The sequence below is a fragment of the Streptomyces celluloflavus genome, from assembly GCA_000720995.1.
GTDB classification, from domain to species: domain Bacteria; phylum Actinomycetota; class Actinomycetes; order Streptomycetales; family Streptomycetaceae; genus Streptomyces; species Streptomyces celluloflavus.
Genome location: JOEL01000004.1, coordinates 170,029 through 186,265 on the forward strand (window position 1 = coordinate 170,029; position 16,237 = coordinate 186,265).

Here is a 16,237-nt window from a genome sequence, read left to right on the forward strand (position 1 = left end):
GTGCCGGGCCGGGCCGGCCGGACCGGCGCTCAGCCCGGTCCGCTCCAGGCCGGCCGACGGGGATCGTCCGCCCGCACGACGACGTCCGCGGCCTCCTCCGGCCGGGTCTCGGCCTCGTAGCGCGCGAACGCGGGCAGTGTCCAGCGTTCGCCCTCCGGTGTACGACGGGCGAGCGCGGCCGGTGTCAGCTTCAGGTGCACGGAGAGATCGAAGGGGAACCAGTGACCCAGCAGCAGAGGACCGTGCAGCAGCAGGACACCACCGGGCGGCAGCTCGGCGTACGCACTGCGCGTCGCCCGGTCCGCCACCGGATCCCACAGATCGGGGAGCACCCGCCCGGTGCCCCCGGGATCCAGCGGCCGGAACACCTCGCGCCACAGAGCCTGCCGGTCGAACCATGCGTCGTGGTAGGCGTCCGGGTCCTGCCGCCCGTACTCCAGCCGCAGCGAGGCGGGGCGCAGAAATCCGGACGCGCCGACCTGGCGGACGGCCCGCCCGCGGACCCGCAGCGCCTCGGCGAGCCGCGCCGCGAGGGCGTCCGGGGACGCGGCGGGAGCCCCGTCGACCGCCACCCGCAGCCACGGGCTCCCGTCGTGCGCCGGCATCGCGACGATGCGTTCGGCGAGCGCGTCGGCCAGCCGTTCCCAGGTGATCGCTTCGAGCCGCACCCCGTCATTGTGCCGGGCCCCGCGGCGCGCGGCGCACCGGGTCAGCCGGGGTGCGGTCCGCCCGACGGCCTGTTGATCAGGTCACCGGAGACCACCCCGGCCTGGATGACCATGCCGTGCTGCACCCCGCCACTGATGCTGTTGTGCACCTCCCGCACCGAGACCTGCTCCCGCTCCGGCGCCAACTCGTCCAGCAGGGCCTGCAGTTCTGCCGCGGCGGCCGGGTCCTCGCGCAGCAGGCGCCGCAGCCGCAGCTGCCAGGCAGCGGTCACTCCCCGCACGCCGTCCTCGTCGCCCTCCTCGCGGGCCGTCATCACATCGGTGCGGGAGACCTCCAGTTCACCTTCGAGTGCCTCTTCGTCCGCCATGCCGCGGCGCCGGGCGAGGAAGGAGGCCACCCGCTGGCGGACCCTCTCCCAGCCGCCCGTCGCCATCTGCTGTACCAGCGTCGTCGCCCCCGCCATCGCGAGCGTCGCCAACTCCGCTTCCATGAGGCCCCTTTGTGTGTGGTGCGTCCGGTGTCCGGTTGCCGGTGCCAGCGTAGAGAGGCGGACCGGGACATGACCAGGCCGGACACCGGGCGGCCCGGCTCAGTCCTGGCCCGCAGCCGGCACCGCGGCTCCGCAGCGGCTGAGCTCGGCCGCCGCCTCCTTCGTCGCCTCGATCACGCCGTCGGGGGCCACCGGCATCACGGACTTGAGCTTGAGCAGCAGGACCGCGCCCATGATGGCGCCGTCCCACATGATGGGTGCCGCACAGGAGTTCCAGCCGGCCATGCACTCCTCGTTGCCGAGCGCGTGGCCCAGGTCGCGGACCTCGGCCAGGGAGGCCAGCAGGGCGTCGTTGTCCCGGTAGACGCCGGGTCCGGCCTGGTCGGGTACGGGCTCGGCGAGCACCCGCTGCTGGAGCACTGCCGGCAGGTAGGCGAGGATCGTCCGGCCGGATGCGCCGGTGCGCAGGGAGCGCGTCACGGACAGCACATCGCGGGGCGTCATGCCCAGCTCCGCGAGGTCGGAGTCGCCGACCGCCATATCGACGCACTGCCGGTGCGCCCCGGAGAACGGAGCCACCATGTAGAGGAACGCCAGCCCACCGTCGGTGGCCGTCCGCAGCCTGCCCAGCACGGTCTGCGAGGTCGCGCCGTCGAGACGGTGGTCGAGTGCGGTGAAGGCGAGCTGCGCCGCCGAGGTCCGCAGCCGGTAGAGGCCGCGGTCCACCCGTTCGAAGATGCGCTGGTAGATACCGGACTGGAGGATGCGGTAGACGACGGAGTCGTCCAGGCCGGTGAATTCGGCTATCTCCCCAGGTCCATGGGCCGAGCCGCCGAGCTCGGCGAAGGCCGTCTGGACGAGGAAGACGCGCTCGGCATGGCCGGATCCCGACGTCCGGGAGCCCGCGGCGACCGCGGCCACCGCGGGCCCGGATGCCGTCCGGCGCGTACTCCTGGTGCGTCCCGGGGTCCCCGTCGCCGTGGTGTCGGCGCCCGGAGCGGAACCGGTGGCGGCCGGCGCGGTGGAGCCCGGAGTTCTGGTGCTGTTGCCCATCGTGTGTGCTCTCCCCTGACAGTGATCCGCGCCCGCGGGCGCACGGCATTTGCGGTGCGGGCCGGGGCACCCGTCGTCCGTCGGGTGATCCGCGGCCCCGGGCGGACGGCCCCGGACATCACGCCCCGGGCCGCCGTACCGGTCCGGCGCCGGGTGCTACGCCGGGTGCCGGCGCGCGACGTCCAGGGCGAGCTTCCCGGTCGGGGTGCGCGCGGCCAGATCGCGATGCGCCCGAGCCGCCTCATCGAGGGCGTAGGTGGCGCCGGTCAGCGGCTTGAGCCAGCCGGCCGCGACCGCGTCGAACAAGGCTTGCATGGAGGCCGGCAGCGCCGTCCGGTCCGCGTAGAGCTGGGGCAGCCAGAAGCCCGAGACGGTCAGGGAGCGCTCCATCAGGTCCCGGGTCGGCACACTCGCCAACTCGCCGCCCGCGTACCCGTACACCGCGAGCCGGCCGCGCGGGGCGACCGCGGCGAGGGTCCGCTCGAAGGTGACGCCGCCGGTCATCTCCAGCGCCGCCCGGACCGGCCCGCCGGCCGCCTCGACAATGCGCTCCGTCAGGTCCTCGGCGGTCGAGTCGACCACCGCGTGGGCGCCCAGTTCCTCGGCCAGCTTGCGCTTTTCCGGGGAACCGGCGAGGCCGATGACCTTCGCCCCGGCGTGGGCGGCGAGCTGGACGGCCAGCGAGCCGAGGCCGCCCGCCGCCGCCGGGATGACGACGGTCTCGCCCGGAGTGATGCGCAGCGAGGTGAACAGCAGGTGCCAGGCGCTGTTGCCCTGGAGTGCCAGCGCGACGGCCTGTTCGTCGCTGATGCCGTCGGGGACGTCCCAGATGACCTTGCGGTGCAGCAGCGCCCGCTCCGCGTATCCGCCGCCGCGGCACAGCCCGACGACGCGCCGCGCGCCGTCCACGGTCCCCACGACCTCGTTGCCGGGGATGTACGGCAGCTCGACGGGCGCGAGATAGGAGTCGCCGCGTACATGCACATCCGCGTAGTTGACGCCGGCCAGGGCCACCTCCACCAGCACGTGGCCGCCACGGGGCGCGGGCTCGGGGACGTCCTCCGGACGCAGCACGTCCGGGCCGCCGAATTCTCGCATCACGATCGCGCGCACGACTCTCCCTCGGGTTCTCACCTGCGGTGTCCGCACAGGGTAGGCACGGCGTCCGTCACCCCGCGGGCACCCGACCATTTCACGCCAACAACAAGGGGCTTCAGGCGCCCGCATCCGTCGCGCCATGAGCGATACCGGCCGGCTTTCTCGCGTCACGAGAAACACACGGAGCGCTTTCCACCCATTACGCCGTTTTGCATCAGATCTACCCATCGGTATCCCCGGAGTGGCTGCCACGCGCCCCTGGGACATGCGCAGGTACCGAAGGGAATCTCCGCCGCCTACCATCCGGAGTCGTGTCCACCGTCGGCATCGGGTGGCGGCCGCGTTCCCCGGGGCAGAGCTCGTTTCACGAGGTGGTACCCGTCCGCACCGCCCCGGGTGAGTGACGTGCGGCAAAGCACATGGCCGTGTGTGTGGCGGGGCGTGCACAGGCTGAGGGGGAGTCATATGGGGAAATCGGACACCGGTATACGGGCCTGCGCGCCGGCCTGCCGGGACCTGCAACGGGCGCTGCCGCTGCTGCCGGCGCACCTGCGCATCCTGCGGGCCGCGTCCGCTTCCCTGCCGGCCACGTGGACGGCCTCGCTCACGGCCGCTACCGGCGCTGTCCTCGCCGCCGCGCGCCGCCGGCCCATTCCCTATGCGGCACTGCCCTCTCCGGACGTGACGCACACCCGCCCGGAAACCGGGCGCCCCTGCCGGGAATGGCACTGTCCGTGAACGCGCCGGGCAGGTCGGGCGGCACCGCGCTCCAGTTCAGACGACCGCACCTCGCCGTGGTGCTCGGCGGCGGCTTCACAGGGATGCTGGCCGCCTCGGCACTGACCGCGCACGCGGATGTCGTGGTGGTCGAGCGGGAGCGGCTGCCGTGGACTCCGGTGCCGTGTACGGATCTTCCGCAGCCCCGGCACGCCCATCTGCTGGCGGCGGCGGGCGCCCGGAGAGTCGAGAACCTGCTGCCCGGCACCCTCGCGCGATGGCTGGCCGAGGGAGCCCGGCGTGTCCCGCTGTCGGCCGGGCTCGTCGGCCGGTCCCTGCCGGTCCGGTCGCCGCACCGGCCGCAGTCGCCCTACCTGATCGCCTGTTCCCGCGATCTGCTCGACCGGGTCGCGCAGCAGCAGGCGGCGGCCCTTCCCGGGGTCACCGTCCTCGACGGTACGGAAGCCGAGGGGCTGTCCGGCACCGCGGAGCACATCACCGGGGTGCGGGTCCGGGATACCGTCACCGGCGAGACGTACCGCCTGGATGCCGACCTCGTCGTCGATGCCACCGGCCGCAACTCCGCCACCCCCGGCAGACTGGCGGCGCTCGGGATGCCTGCCGTGCGCGAAGAGGCCGTGGACTTGGGGATCGTCTGTGCCACCCGGATCTTCCGGGCCCCGGCGGGCACCGAGAACTGCCCGGTGATCAGCGTCCGTTCGGCGGCCGGGACACCACCGGCAGGCGGCGGTGCCGTTCCCGGGAGCCCGGTTCCCCCGGGTCCCCGGGTTCCCGAGCGGACGGCGACGCTGGTCCCCATCGAGGGTGGCCGCTGGCTGGTCACGCTCACCGGCGGCCGGGGCGGTCAACCGTCCGGGCACGCCGACCGGTTCGTGCCGTTCGCCCGCAGTATGGAGGACCCTGTCGTCGGCGACCTCATCGCCGGCGCCGAGCCGCTGAGCGAGGTACGGCTGTCCCGCGACACGGCCAGCCACCTGCGTCGTTACGAACAACTGGCCTCCTGGCCCACGGGGTTCGTCGTCCTCGGCGGTGCCGTGGCCGCGTGCCACCCCGACTACGGCCAGGGTCTGTCCCTCGCCGCCCACGGTGCCGCCGCGCTCCGCGACACGGTGCACCACCTCGGACTCGACGATCCGGCGCTCGCCCGCTGCCTGCAACGGAGCATCGGGCGTATCGTCCAGGCGTCCTGGGCCCAGGCCACCGGTCAGGGCGTCCACTCCCCCGCCGTACGGCGACGCCCGGCGGGCTCCCGGGCGGTGAGCGCCGCCGTGTACCGCGCCCTGCCCGGCGCGGCCGCCCGGTCCGCCGTCTGCCCGGACTACGTCGATGTGGCCGCGCCCGCCGTCCCCACGGCCCGCTTCCCGAGTGCCTCTTCCGCCCTCGGCTCGGCCCGCGGTACGGCGCGTCCGGGCCCGGCCGGACCGCCGCCGGCCGCCGTAGCACGCGACGAGAAACCGCCGGGCGGTCCGCAGCCGCCGATGGCACCACGGATCGCGGGCCCGGCTGGCGCGGGGCCGCCGCCCGGTGCTTCCGATGCCGCGCCCGGCGTATCAGCGGCACCCGCCGGCTCCGCTGCCGCGGCCCGCTCCGCCACGCCGGCCGGACAGGGACCGCCCGCGGCTCCTCCGTACACGTCCGTGGCCGGGCCGGAGGCCGTCTCCCGCCCCGAGTCGGCCGACGCATCCGCGGCTGTCCCGCCCGTCCCGCCGCGCCCGGCTGCCGAGCGCCCCGCCCGGCGTCTTCCCCGCCCGCTCAGCCTCGGGCCGACGGCACTGCGGCGTACCGGCCGGTGCAGCAGGCGGAAGCCGGCGGGCTGACCCGCCCGCACCGCGGGCCGGTCCGCGGCCCACAGTCCGCGAGCCCCCTTCACGGGGAGGGGGCTCGCGACGGCTCACCCGCCGGACCTTCCCGCCTGCGGGCTCCGCCGGATCCGCGCCGCCCGCCCGGCGCGCCCGAGTCCTGCTGTGCCGCGGAGCGCCATGGACCGCTTCGCTCGGGCGCCGGGGGTTGCGGCCGGCGGTGACGCGCGCTGAGGGCTGCCTGACCGCGAACTGCGGACGCCTGTGCTTGCGCCCGTACTTGCGGCTGCGGCTGCGCAGGTGACGCCGCCCGCGATGCCGGCCGTGGGTTCACACCCCGCTCCGCGTGGCCGTCGGTGACGAGCCCGAGCACCGGCTGACGTTCCCCGGCGAATGTGTCGTCATAGCCGTCGCGCGCGCCTGTCACACCGACCGCTCCTGCCCTCGACGGCCTCTGTCCGGTCATATGCGACAACGCCCGTGTCTCGCCCGTCCTCACACGCCGCAGTCGGGCGGCCAGTGATTCACGAGCACCCGCACGCCGGTGGGCCGGAGCTTGCGCGGGCGGGTCCGTACCCCGCCGTCGTGGCCGAGGACGCCCGCCGGACCGTCGGTCTCGCCATCCGTGCGCGGGCGCGGGCGACCCGTCTGCGGGGGCCAGTGGCCGGTGGCCAAACCGGGTTGACCGTTCTGTGGGTCACCGGGGCACAGCGCTACGGCTGCGCGGCGAGCCGTCCCAAGGGACCGCCGCCGGACGGGGGGGCAGGGCCCCGTCAGGTGATATGCGAGCCGCCAGGGCGCGAGGCCCCTGGACCGCCGGGCCTCGGCGGTACGCGGCATGGCGCCCCACCCACGGAGTCGGCGCCGGAAGCGGGCCGCAGGGCCGACACCGGAGGGCCGGCGGATCACGGGCCCCCGGCCCCCGTCGTGTACGGGGCCCCGGCGGGGAGTCCCAGGAGGCGTTGGGCGAGGGCGAGGGGAGCGCCGGTGCCCCGGGGGGCGGCGGGTGTCTTGGTGCGGTGGGTGGGGAGGCGTTCGACGGTCGTGGTGCCGGTGTCGGATTCGAGGGTGGGTGCGTAGCCCGCCGCGCGGAGCGCCTCCAGGGTGGCGGCCGGCGGGCGGCCGCTCACCAGGACGGTGGGGGCGATGGCACGCAGGCCGAGGTCGCGCAGTGCGCGGTGGGCGGCGAGTTCACCGATGAGGGCCGTGTCGTCGGAGCGGATGCAGCAGGCGGTGGGCAGGACGCGCATCCGGCCGTGGGTGCGGGCGGTGTCCTGGATGAGGTAGTCGAGCGGCTGCGGCAGAGCGCCGGTCGCGGAGGCTGCGGTGAGGTCGTCGCGCAGGCTGTGGGCGGTGTGGCCGGCGTCCAGGGCGCGGCGTACGGAGGCGGGGGTGAACCGCCAGGTGACGGCGTGGCCTTCGGACTCGCGGTCCGCCGCGGCGGCTAGCAGCCCGGCGAGGGCGGCGGCCGGGCGGCCGGGGACGACGGCGGTCAGGTCGGCCTGGAAGTGGGCCTGTTCGAGGAGCGGCGGGAGCAGGTCGCGGAGCGGCTCGTCGAGGGTCTGCGGGTCGGTGCGGAGCGCATGGCCCAACGGTGTGAGGGTGCCATGGGCGGTCAGGCCCAGGTAAGCCGCTTCGTGGAGGGTGTGGACGGCGCGGTCCGCGTCCGTCGGCTGCCCGGTGACGGCGAGGGGCCGGTACCAGGCTGCGGCACGGAGGAGGCTCTGCAAGGTGGTGCCGGCGACGTCCTCCGGGCCGGGCGTTTGGGGTGGCAGGGGGGAGCCCGCGCCGAGGGGGACCGCGGCGAGGGGGACCGCGGCGAGGGCGGCCAGCAGGGCGTACCGGAGCGCGGGGGCGTACCGGTCCTCTCCCCGGACCAGCGCGGTCGCGGTCTCGCCGAAGGGGGCGTGGGTGGGGACGGCCCACAGGGCGGACCAGGCGGTCAGGAGGGGGGCGAGGCGCTCGCCGGGCGGACGGGTGAGCCAGTCGTCGTAGGCGCCGGTGGGGAGCGCGGTGATGCCGGCGGGGGTACGGGTCAGGGCGATCAGGCCGGCGGCGAGGGTGAGGTCGAGGAGGAGCCGGGTCTGCGGTTCGGTGGCGCCGGCCGCTCCGGCCAGCCGCCTGATCTCGCGGACGGCCAGTCCGCCCGATTTGCGCAGCGCCGCGGGCTGCGTCGCCAACGAGGACAGGAGGCGGTCCACGGTGGCCGCGAGGGTCGCTGCGGCGGCCCGGGACTCGTCGTGGAGCGCGGCCGGGGTGACCACGGCGGAACGGATCCCGGGGCGGGCGGTGGCCGGCGGAGTGCCGCCGGAGGCGGGCCGCGGGGCGGCGGGGGTGAACGGGCCGAGGCCATGAGCGGCCAGGAGCTGCGGGACGCGGGGCGGGACGACGAGGGTGCCGTCCTCCGTCAGGGCGGCCAGTCCGTCGTCGCAGAGGGAGCGAAGGGCGGTCTCGGCGGCGGTGCGCGCCGGGCCCGGCGGTGTGGCACCGAGCGCGGCGTAGACGTCCTCGGGCGGGACGGGTGCGGTGGCCAGGTGCGGGAAGGACAGCCGGTGCGCCATCAGGGACTGGTGATCGGCGCCCGGGGCGGGGGCGGCGGGGCCCGGTGCGGCGCGCGCGGCGCGGTCCTGGCTGATGCGGGCGGCGGTGGCGAGTACCTGGAGCCGGGGGTGGTCGAGGTGCAGCACCAGGTGGTGGAGGGTTTCGTACGACCACAACGCACCGGCCAGGCCGCGCAGTTGGGTGGGTGCGGGCTTCCGGGCGAGCGGCTCGGCGTGGCGGCTGAGGAGTGCGGCGAGCTGCTCGGGGGTGCGCTGCGCGAGGGACCGGGTGAGTGTGTCGAGACCTTCCACGGCCTTGAGGTTAGTCATCGCGCGAGCAGGGTGGTGAGGGCGCCCACGGGATCGGGGTCCGCCGGCCCGGTGGGCCACCAGTCCTCGGCGCCGGGCTCGGATTCGTACGGGTACCAGCGGTTGTCGTGGCCGAAACGGAGCTGGATGCCGCCGCGGGGGTGTGTGAGGTGGTTGTGGTGCGGGCGCAGGGCCGGGAGGTCCGCGGCGAGGAGGGCGCTGCGGGCGCGGTCGAAGTCACCGGCCGGGGGGTTCCACGGGGTGTGGAGGAGGGAGAGCCCCTCGGCGCCGCCCTGGCGCCAGGCGGCGACGGAGCGGGCCACGTCGGTAGGGGTACGGCCGGTGGCCGCCGCCAGGTCACGGTAGAGCGCCCGGGTGGTGGAGGTCAGGCCCGCGGTGGGGTGGGCGGTGGCCGCCAGGCGGATGGCGTCCTCCCACGGGGGCAACGCCGGGTACGGGCCGGGGACGGCGGGCCCTCCCGGACCGCGGGGACCTGCGGCGGATACGCAGGCGTGGGCGCGGGCCGCGGCGTCGGCGGCCAGGAATTCGAGGACGGCCGGATCGAAGGGCAGGCCGTCGGCGTCCGGGAGGGCCGGCGGACGGCCGGGGTGCGGTGGCACCGGCAGGGGCGGCGGGAGCGGCGGCCGGGGGCGGTCGCCGAGGGCCTCGCGGGCGAGGACGCCGCGGGGTGCGGGGCTTCCCGGGGATCCCGTTCCGGCAGCGGTGCGGGTCTCTCGGACCGGGCCGGGGTCGCCGGAAACGGTGGGTGCGGTGGCGGCGTCGGCGGCTCCGGGGACGGTTCTGCCGCCGGGCGGCACGGGGGCCGCGAGGGGGTGTGCGCGGGTTTCGCGTGCGGTGTGGCCGGCGTTGCGGCGGGAGAGTTCGTCGAGGAGTTCGCGCTCGCCACGGCCGCGCATCAGCAGCAGGACGAAGGGGTCGGCGTCCAGGAGGCGGGCCACCTGGAAGCAGAGCGCGGCGGCGTGCTTGCAGGGCCGGCCGTGGTCCGGACACGAACAGCGGGGCACGAGGTCACCCGGCCCCGGCAGGAGGCGCGCCTCCTCCTCGGCCAGTGCCCGGGGCAGCTTCTTGGCCAGGAGGGCGGCGAGTTGGGCGGGCTCGGCGGTGATCGCATCGAGGAGGCCGGACCACTCCTCGTCGGTGAGGGTTCCGATGCGGATTTCGGCGCTGTAGGGGCGGGGCCTGCTGCCGCGTACGGTGGCGACGATGCGGCCCGGTGTGACGTTGATGGTGTCCACATGGCCGTCGCGGGCGTACGTCCGGCCGCGGGCGAGCCGGGCGCTGTCGAGAGCGGTGGTCTCCAGCGCGTCCAGCCATGCGCTCCCCCACCAGGATTCGGCGGACAGACCTCCGGTACCGGTACGGGCCGGCAGCGGCGGGAACGTACGCGAACGGTCAGCGCGGACCAGCCGGTCCGCCGCGGCGGCGCGCCCGGAGGTGGCGGGCCGGCCCCGGAAGCCCGCGCCCGTGGTTCCGCCGATGGCCGCGGCCCGGCCCGCGCCGGAGCCGTGGGAGCCGGAACCGCCGACTGCGGAACGGGGGTTCACCCGGGCCTCCTCAGGGAGACGAGGTCGGCCAGCTCGGCGTCGGACAGTTCGGTGAGCGCGGCCTCGCCACCGGAGAGCACCGCATCGGCGAGGGCCCTTTTGGCGGTGAGGAGTTGGGCGATGTTGTCCTCGACAGTGCCCTCGGCGATCAGGCGGTGGACCTGGACGGGCTGGGTCTGGCCGATGCGGTAGGCGCGGTCGGTGGCCTGCTCCTCCACCGCCGGGTTCCACCAGCGGTCGTAGTGGATCACGTGTCCCGCGCGGGTGAGGTTGAGGCCCGTACCGGCCGCTTTCAGGGACAGCAGGAAGACGGGGGTGTGACCGGACTGGAAGCGATCGACCATCTGTTCCCGCTGGGCGACGGGGGTACCGCCGTGCAGGAACTGGTGCGCGATGCCATGGGTGTCGAGGTGCCGTTCGAGCAGCCGCGCCATGCCGACGTACTGGGTGAAGACCAATGTCGCGCCGCCCTCGGCGAGGATGGTGCCGAGGAGTTCGTCGAGGAGTTCGAGCTTTCCCGAACGGGCGGCCAGACCGGGCGCGGCCTCCTTGAGGTACTGCGCGGGGTGGTTGCAGATCTGTTTGAGCGCGGTGAGCAGCTTCATCACCAGGCCGCGGCGCGCGATGCCCTCGGCGGCCTCGATCCGGGAGAGCGCCTCGCGGACGACGGCCTGGTAGAGCGCGGCCTGTTCGCGGCCCAGCGCCACCGGGTGGTCCGTCTCGGTCTTGGGCGGGAGTTCGGGCGCGATTCCGGGATCGGACTTCTTGCGGCGCAGGATGAACGGGCGCACCAGCCGGGCCAGCCGCCGCGCCGCCTCCGGGTCCTCGCCGCCTTCGACCTCACGGGCGTGCAGCGCGCGGAACGTCTTGAGGGGGCCGAGCAGCCCAGGGGTGGTCCAGTCGAGGAGGGCCCACAGCTCGGAGAGGTTGTTCTCGACGGGGGTGCCGGTGAGGGCGATCCGGGCCGGAGCCTTGATGCCACGCAGCGCCTTGGCCGTGGAGGAGCGCGGGTTCTTGACGTGCTGGGCCTCGTCGGCGACGACCCATCCCCAGGAGTGGGCGGCCAGTTGGGCAGCGCTGCTGCGCATCGTCCCGTAGGTGGTGAGGACGAAACCGCCGGTCAGCCCGTCGAGGCTGCGGCCGGTGCCGTGGAAGCGACGTACGGGCGTGCCGGGGGCGAAGCGCTCGATCTCGCGCTGCCAGTTGCCGAGGAGGGAGGCGGGGCAGACGACGAGGACGGGTGCGGTGGGCCGCCGGTGGAGGTGGAGGGCGATGACGGTGATGGTCTTGCCGAGGCCCATGTCGTCGGCGAGGCAGCCGCCGAGGCCGGTCGAGGTCATGGTGTCGAGCCAGGCCATACCGCGCAGTTGGTAGTCGCGCAGGGTCGCCCGCAGCCCGGGTGGCTGGGGCAGGGGGTGCGCGTCGGCGGTGAGGCGGCTGCGCAGCGCGGCGAGCGCGCCCAGGGGCACCACCTCGACCTCTTCGCCGTCCACGTCCGTCGTGCCGCGGAGCGTCGCGGCGAGCGCGTCGACCGGGTCCAGGTAGCCCAGTTCCCGTTTGCGGGCCTTGCGTACGAGCGCGGCGTCGACCAGGACCCATTGGTCGCGCAGCCGGACAATCGGGCGGTGGGCCTCGGCGAGGGTGTCCATTTCCGCCTCGCTGAGCGGCGCGCCGTCCAGCGCCAGCCGCCAGCGGAATTGCAGCAGTTCATCGGTGTCGAAGAAGCCGAAGCCGTCCGCGGCCGAGCCCGGAGCCGGGCGCAGCACGGCCGCGGCGGTCAGCCCGCGGGCCAGCTCTTTGGGCCAGTGGACGGTCACTCCGGCGGCGCCCAGTCGCGGCGTGGCCTCGCCCAGCAGTTCGTACAGCTCGTCCTCGCCGAGTGGCAGTACGTCGGGGACCGGCCGCTCCAGGAAGCGGGTGAGCGGAGGCCAGACGCGGGCCGCGCGCCGCAGTGCCAGGAGGGTGTCGACGCGGGAGCGAGGGCCGAAGTGGTCGGGGCCGTCGCCCTCCCACAGGTCGCGGGCGTCGGCGACCAGGGTCGGGTCGGTGAGGCTGTGGACCTGGAGGACGACGGCCGCCGCCCCGCGCTCTTCGGCACCGCCACCGTCGCGCCCGCCGACAGCGGCGGCGTCCGGGCCACCGGCACCTTCCGCACCGCCGCCCGCGTCGGTCTCGGCGTCCTGCCGCCCGGTGTCGAAGAGGCGGTGCGGAGCCAGGTCCAGGCGCAGGGAGAGCCGCACTCCGGCGTCGGCACCGGCCGCGACCTCCGCGGCCCATTCCCGGGCACCCGGGAGCTGCTGCGGCGCACTCGCGGCGAACGGGGCGCCGGCCACGAGGGCGGCGGCGGGGGTGCGCGGCAGGGTGTCGGCGACGGCGTCCACGAAGAGCCGTACCAGAGCTGCGGGGTCGGGCAGCTGGAGCGGCCGGCTGCCGGGGAGCGGCACGGCGTACGCCTCGGCGGGCATGGCGGCGGCGATGGCCCGCAGATGCGCGATGTCGTCGGGGTCCAGCGGGCCGGCCCGCCAGGCGTCGGTGTCCTCGGCGGTCAGCCCCGGCAGCATTTTTCCGCGCGCGGCGAGGTGGAGGGCGTGCAGGGTGGCCGCGCCCCAGCAGGCGGCGGCCGGGTGGGCGGCCGGATCGTGGCGGGCGCGGACCAGCAGCGGAACGGCGTCGACGACCGGGAGCAGTACGGCGGGGACGGTGCGGCTGCGCGCGCCGTTTCCGTGGCGGCGGGCGACCGTCAGCTGTGCCGGCCCGGCCACTCCGTCCGCGCCCTGCGCCGCCCCTTCCCCGGCCCCTATGTCCGGGAGCGGGCCGCCATCGGGCCGCCAGAGGGCGAGGTGTCCGGCGCGCGGTGGCCGGGCGGGCAGAAAGACCACGGCACACCGGGCCACGGCGGCAGCGAGGCCGCCGGTGTCCCCGCTCGCCCCGGAACCGGCCGTCAGAGCGGCATCCGACGGCCCACCGGTCTCTGCCGCCGCTTCCCACCGCCTCGCCATACCGTCCCTGCCGTCCCCTCGTGCCTGTTCGCCCGATGCCGGTCGCGGCCACGGCCGGGCCTGCCGTGCCCGGCTCACCCTCGCGGCCCCGACCTGCGAGTCTACGGTCGTACGCACTGCCCCTCCCCCGCGTCTGCTGCTCACCGGCGTCGGTCCCGCCGCGCCGTGCGTGATGTCGATGGAACGTGATGTCGATGGAAGCAGACGGCACTGACAATGCGTCTCGGCCGCGCCTCCCACGCCGGTCGCCGACGTCTCACTCGGGCCCCGCCGAGGCCACCGCGCGGAGTTATCCACAGGCCGCACAGCACATCTCACTCTCCCACCAAAATCCGCTACGGTGAGTGACGTAATCACTCTCGGTGATCGCTACATGTCGGCGAGGAGTTCCCATGCATGCCCCCACTCCCGAGCAGACCGCCGCGGCCGACGCGTTTCGGGCCGGCACCCACCTCGTGATCCAGGCCGGTGCCGGCACCGGCAAGACGACAACCCTCACGATGCTGGCGCGCGAAGCACGGCGCGAGAGCCGACTCGGCCGGTACATCGCCTTCAACAGAGCCGTCGCGCGCGACGCCGCCCGGGAGTTCCCCGCCAGCGTGGCCTGCGGAACCGCTCATGCCCTCGCGTACACCGCGGTGGGCAGGGCCTATCAGGCACGGATGAACGCCCCTCGGCAGGCGGGGTGGAGAACGGGCGCGGCACTGGGCATCGACGTCGGCCTGTCCGTACGCATCGGGGCGCGCACGGTCGACCACAAGGCCCTCTCCCACACGGTTCTGCGCACGGTCACCCGGTTCTGCCAATCGGCCGACGAGAAGATCACGCGCCACCATGTACCGCCCTTGCGCGGAGCGGAATCGGCGCCGCTGCACCATCAGCTCACCGGCATCGTCCTGCCCTACGCGCGCAAGGCATGGCGCGACCTGCAGCGCCCCGACCACGGCGTCGTCCGCTTCGAGCACGACCACTACCTCAAGATGTGGGCACTGCGAGAGCCCGTCATCCCGGTGGACTTCCTGCTCCTGGACGAGGCACAGGACACCAATCCCGTGGTCGAACAGATCCTGCTGGCGCAGCGGGACCACGCACAGCTGGTGCTGGTCGGGGACTCCGCTCAGGCCGTCTACGGCTGGCGCGGCGCACGCGATGTGATGACCGGATTCGACGGCAGACAGCTCACGCTCTCCCGCTCGTTCCGCTTCGGGCCTGCACTGGCCGCGGAGGCCAACCGCTGGCTGACGATCGTGGACGCGCCGATCCGGCTCACCGGATCCCCGTGGCTGGATACGGAGCTGGGCCCGGTCCGCGATCCGGCGGCGATCCTGTGCCGGTCGAACGTCGGGGCGATGGTGGAGGTGATAAGGCAACTGGAGGCACACCGCCGGGTCGCGCTCGCCGGTGGCGGCGAAGCGCTGAGCGCGCTGGTGCGGGCCGCTCACGACCTGGAGGCGGGGCGCCGCACGTCCCATCCCGAGCTGATGCTCTTCGAGTCCTGGGCGGAACTGCGGGAATACGCGGCGCACGACCCGGCGGGCCGGGATCTGCTGCCGTTGGTGGGGCTCGTCGACGAACACGGCACCGCAGCCCTGTTACACGCCTTGGAGCGGCTCCAGCCGGAGGAATCGGCCGAGGTGACGGTGTCCACAGCACATCGGGCCAAGGGCAGGGAGTGGGCGAGCGTGCGTATCGCGGACGATTTCACGCCCCCTGGCGACCTCGACGAGCGCGGCGAGGACGGCGCACCGCTCCCCGGGCCGATCGACATCGACGAGGCGCGCCTGGCCTACGTCGCGGTGACCCGCGCCCGCTCACAACTCGACATCGGCGGGCTCTCCTGGCTCAACGGTCATCCGGCGGGCGATCCACGACCCCGCGAAGCGGGAACCGAGGACCGATACGACAGACCCGATGGACCGCGTGGACTCCATGAATCACATGGACCGTGTGGGCCCCGTGACCCCCATGGACCGAATGAACGAGTTCGCGGAGGTGACGGCACGGAGCGCGATATCGCCCGGAAAGACGGGGAGCCGTGGGTCCCACCCCCACGCCAACGAGGCCACCCTCGCCCGAAGCACGGCCATGGCGTCGTGGCCCGTGGGACGGCAGGCGGTGGTGCGACAGCCAGTGATGCGGCAGACGGAACGCGAAGGGCAGGGAAGGACAGTGAGGAGCACTGATGCGGTAGCAGACATCCGGCACGTACAGGACGTCATGGGGCGACGACGCTGCGCACAGAACTCCGGACCAACCCCCACACGGACGGCAGTAGCAGCACCACGCCCCGCGTCCAGACCTGCGGAACGGCCGTCGCACCACCCCCTGACGCGCTTCCCGAATCGCCACCACGGGGCAGGTGACGGGCTTGCCCGGCGGGAGGATCCTGTAGGTGGGAGATGGGTGCCGATGCGTACGGGAAACGAACCCCTTCAGGCACGCAGCCCACTGAAAATGCGCTGTGGGCTGGCGCTGTGGGGACTCCTGTGGACCATCGCCGGAACAGTTGCCTTCGTCATGGCCGGCAGGCCGGAATGGGCGGCGGCGTGTGCCGCCGTGGCGGCGGTGGCGGCGGTCGATCTGTCACTGGTGATCCGGCACATCCGACAGGGACCGCACTACCAGCCGGGCAAGGACATACCCCCCTACGAGCCCGATCACGGCCGGAATGACACCTTCGGCAGACGGGATACCGCCGGCCGCAGACGCAAGGCCGGACCGTAAAGCGCCGCCGTCAATCCGGAACTGCCACGGGGTGCCGTACCCACATCGCGGAACGGCTTCCATCAGGACCAGCCGGCCGGACGGACCGGCGGACGGGCCTCGCCCCGGGCAGCCGACCGTGTACGACGACCGGCAAGGCCGTCGATTCACCCCACCTCCGACGCCGCCAGATCACGTTCCGCCGTTTCCCAACCACGACCGGCAAGGAGGTATCCGAAGGCCGCCAGGCCCATCTGACCCGCCGCAAGTACGC

General features: G+C 74.5%; 11 protein-coding genes. 4 read left to right on the forward strand and 7 right to left on the reverse strand.

Annotated features, from left to right (window positions below):
- Positions 1 to 29: 29 nt before the first annotated feature.
- From IH09_RS05875 to IH09_RS05890, 4 genes are all read right to left on the reverse strand, one after another.
- On the reverse strand, positions 30 to 668 hold the full coding sequence (locus IH09_RS05875; protein WP_052854719.1) for a nucleoside/nucleotide kinase family protein: 639 nt from the start codon (positions 666 to 668) through the stop codon (positions 30 to 32).
- Positions 669 to 709: 41 nt separating this feature from the next.
- Complete coding sequence (locus IH09_RS05880; RefSeq protein ID WP_052854721.1) at positions 710 to 1,159, reverse strand: hypothetical protein; 450 nt, start codon at positions 1,157 to 1,159, stop codon at positions 710 to 712.
- Between the two features lie 99 nt (positions 1,160 to 1,258).
- The gene (locus IH09_RS05885) at positions 1,259 to 2,212 is read right to left on the reverse strand and encodes an IclR family transcriptional regulator domain-containing protein (protein ID WP_052854723.1); all 954 of its coding nucleotides are present in this window, start codon (positions 2,210 to 2,212) and stop codon (positions 1,259 to 1,261) included.
- Between the two features lie 156 nt (positions 2,213 to 2,368).
- Positions 2,369 to 3,325, reverse strand: coding sequence for a quinone oxidoreductase family protein (locus IH09_RS05890; RefSeq protein ID WP_052854725.1), 957 nt, complete (start codon positions 3,323 to 3,325; stop codon positions 2,369 to 2,371).
- 450 nt (positions 3,326 to 3,775) lie between these two features.
- On the opposite strand from IH09_RS05890, the gene IH09_RS05895 reads away from it, so the two are divergent.
- Positions 3,776 to 4,048: a hypothetical protein gene (locus tag IH09_RS05895; protein ID WP_052854727.1), complete on the forward strand. Its 273-nt coding sequence runs from the start codon at positions 3,776 to 3,778 to the stop codon at positions 4,046 to 4,048.
- On the forward strand, positions 4,033 to 5,865 hold the full coding sequence (locus tag IH09_RS05900) for an FAD-dependent oxidoreductase (RefSeq protein WP_110952090.1): 1,833 nt from the start codon (positions 4,033 to 4,035) through the stop codon (positions 5,863 to 5,865). The genes IH09_RS05895 and IH09_RS05900 overlap by 16 nt, the downstream gene beginning before the upstream one ends.
- Before the next feature lie 887 nt (positions 5,866 to 6,752).
- Here the strand turns inward: IH09_RS05900 and IH09_RS05910 are convergent.
- The 3 genes from IH09_RS05910 to IH09_RS05920 all read right to left on the reverse strand — a co-directional run bounded on the left by IH09_RS05910 (position 6,753) and on the right by IH09_RS05920 (position 13,260).
- Positions 6,753 to 8,717 carry a helicase-associated domain-containing protein gene (locus tag IH09_RS05910; RefSeq protein ID WP_052854731.1) on the reverse strand — a complete coding sequence of 655 codons (1,965 nt, stop codon included), beginning with the start codon at positions 8,715 to 8,717 and terminating at the stop codon, positions 6,753 to 6,755.
- Positions 8,714 to 10,195, reverse strand: a complete 1,482-nt coding sequence (locus tag IH09_RS05915) for an SWIM zinc finger family protein (RefSeq protein WP_110952103.1) — start codon at positions 10,193 to 10,195, stop codon at positions 8,714 to 8,716. Before IH09_RS05915 ends, IH09_RS05910 begins: the two co-directional genes overlap by 4 nt.
- Before the next feature lie 62 nt (positions 10,196 to 10,257).
- Positions 10,258 to 13,260: a DEAD/DEAH box helicase gene (locus IH09_RS05920; protein WP_110952092.1), complete on the reverse strand. Its 3,003-nt coding sequence runs from the start codon at positions 13,258 to 13,260 to the stop codon at positions 10,258 to 10,260.
- A gap of 392 nt (positions 13,261 to 13,652) precedes the next feature.
- On the opposite strand from IH09_RS05920, the gene IH09_RS05925 reads away from it, so the two are divergent.
- Positions 13,653 to 15,443 carry a UvrD-helicase domain-containing protein gene (locus tag IH09_RS05925; protein ID WP_240151073.1) on the forward strand — a complete coding sequence of 597 codons (1,791 nt, stop codon included), beginning with the start codon at positions 13,653 to 13,655 and terminating at the stop codon, positions 15,441 to 15,443.
- Positions 15,444 to 15,669: 226 nt separating this feature from the next.
- A complete protein-coding gene (locus IH09_RS05930) occupies positions 15,670 to 15,984 on the forward strand; it encodes a DUF6343 family protein (protein ID WP_052854733.1) in 315 nt (104 codons plus the stop codon).
- Positions 15,985 to 16,237 lie beyond the last annotated feature (253 nt).

Excerpts from the sequence above, each read along its gene's own strand:
- IH09_RS05880 (WP_052854721.1), bottom strand. The coding sequence starts at position 1,159 with ATGGAAGCGGAGTTGGCGACGCTCGCGATGGCGGGGGCGACGACGCTG.
- IH09_RS05885 (WP_052854723.1), bottom strand. The coding sequence starts at position 2,212 with ATGGGCAACAGCACCAGAACTCCGGGCTCCACCGCGCCGGCCGCCACC.
- IH09_RS05895 (WP_052854727.1), top strand. The coding sequence starts at position 3,776 with ATGGGGAAATCGGACACCGGTATACGGGCCTGCGCGCCGGCCTGCCGG.
- IH09_RS05900 (WP_110952090.1), top strand. The coding sequence starts at position 4,033 with ATGGCACTGTCCGTGAACGCGCCGGGCAGGTCGGGCGGCACCGCGCTC.
- IH09_RS05910 (WP_052854731.1), bottom strand. The coding sequence starts at position 8,717 with ATGACTAACCTCAAGGCCGTGGAAGGTCTCGACACACTCACCCGGTCC.
- IH09_RS05920 (WP_110952092.1), bottom strand. The coding sequence starts at position 13,260 with ATGGCGAGGCGGTGGGAAGCGGCGGCAGAGACCGGTGGGCCGTCGGAT.
- IH09_RS05925 (WP_240151073.1), top strand. The coding sequence starts at position 13,653 with ATGCATGCCCCCACTCCCGAGCAGACCGCCGCGGCCGACGCGTTTCGG.
- IH09_RS05930 (WP_052854733.1), top strand. The coding sequence starts at position 15,670 with ATGCGTACGGGAAACGAACCCCTTCAGGCACGCAGCCCACTGAAAATG.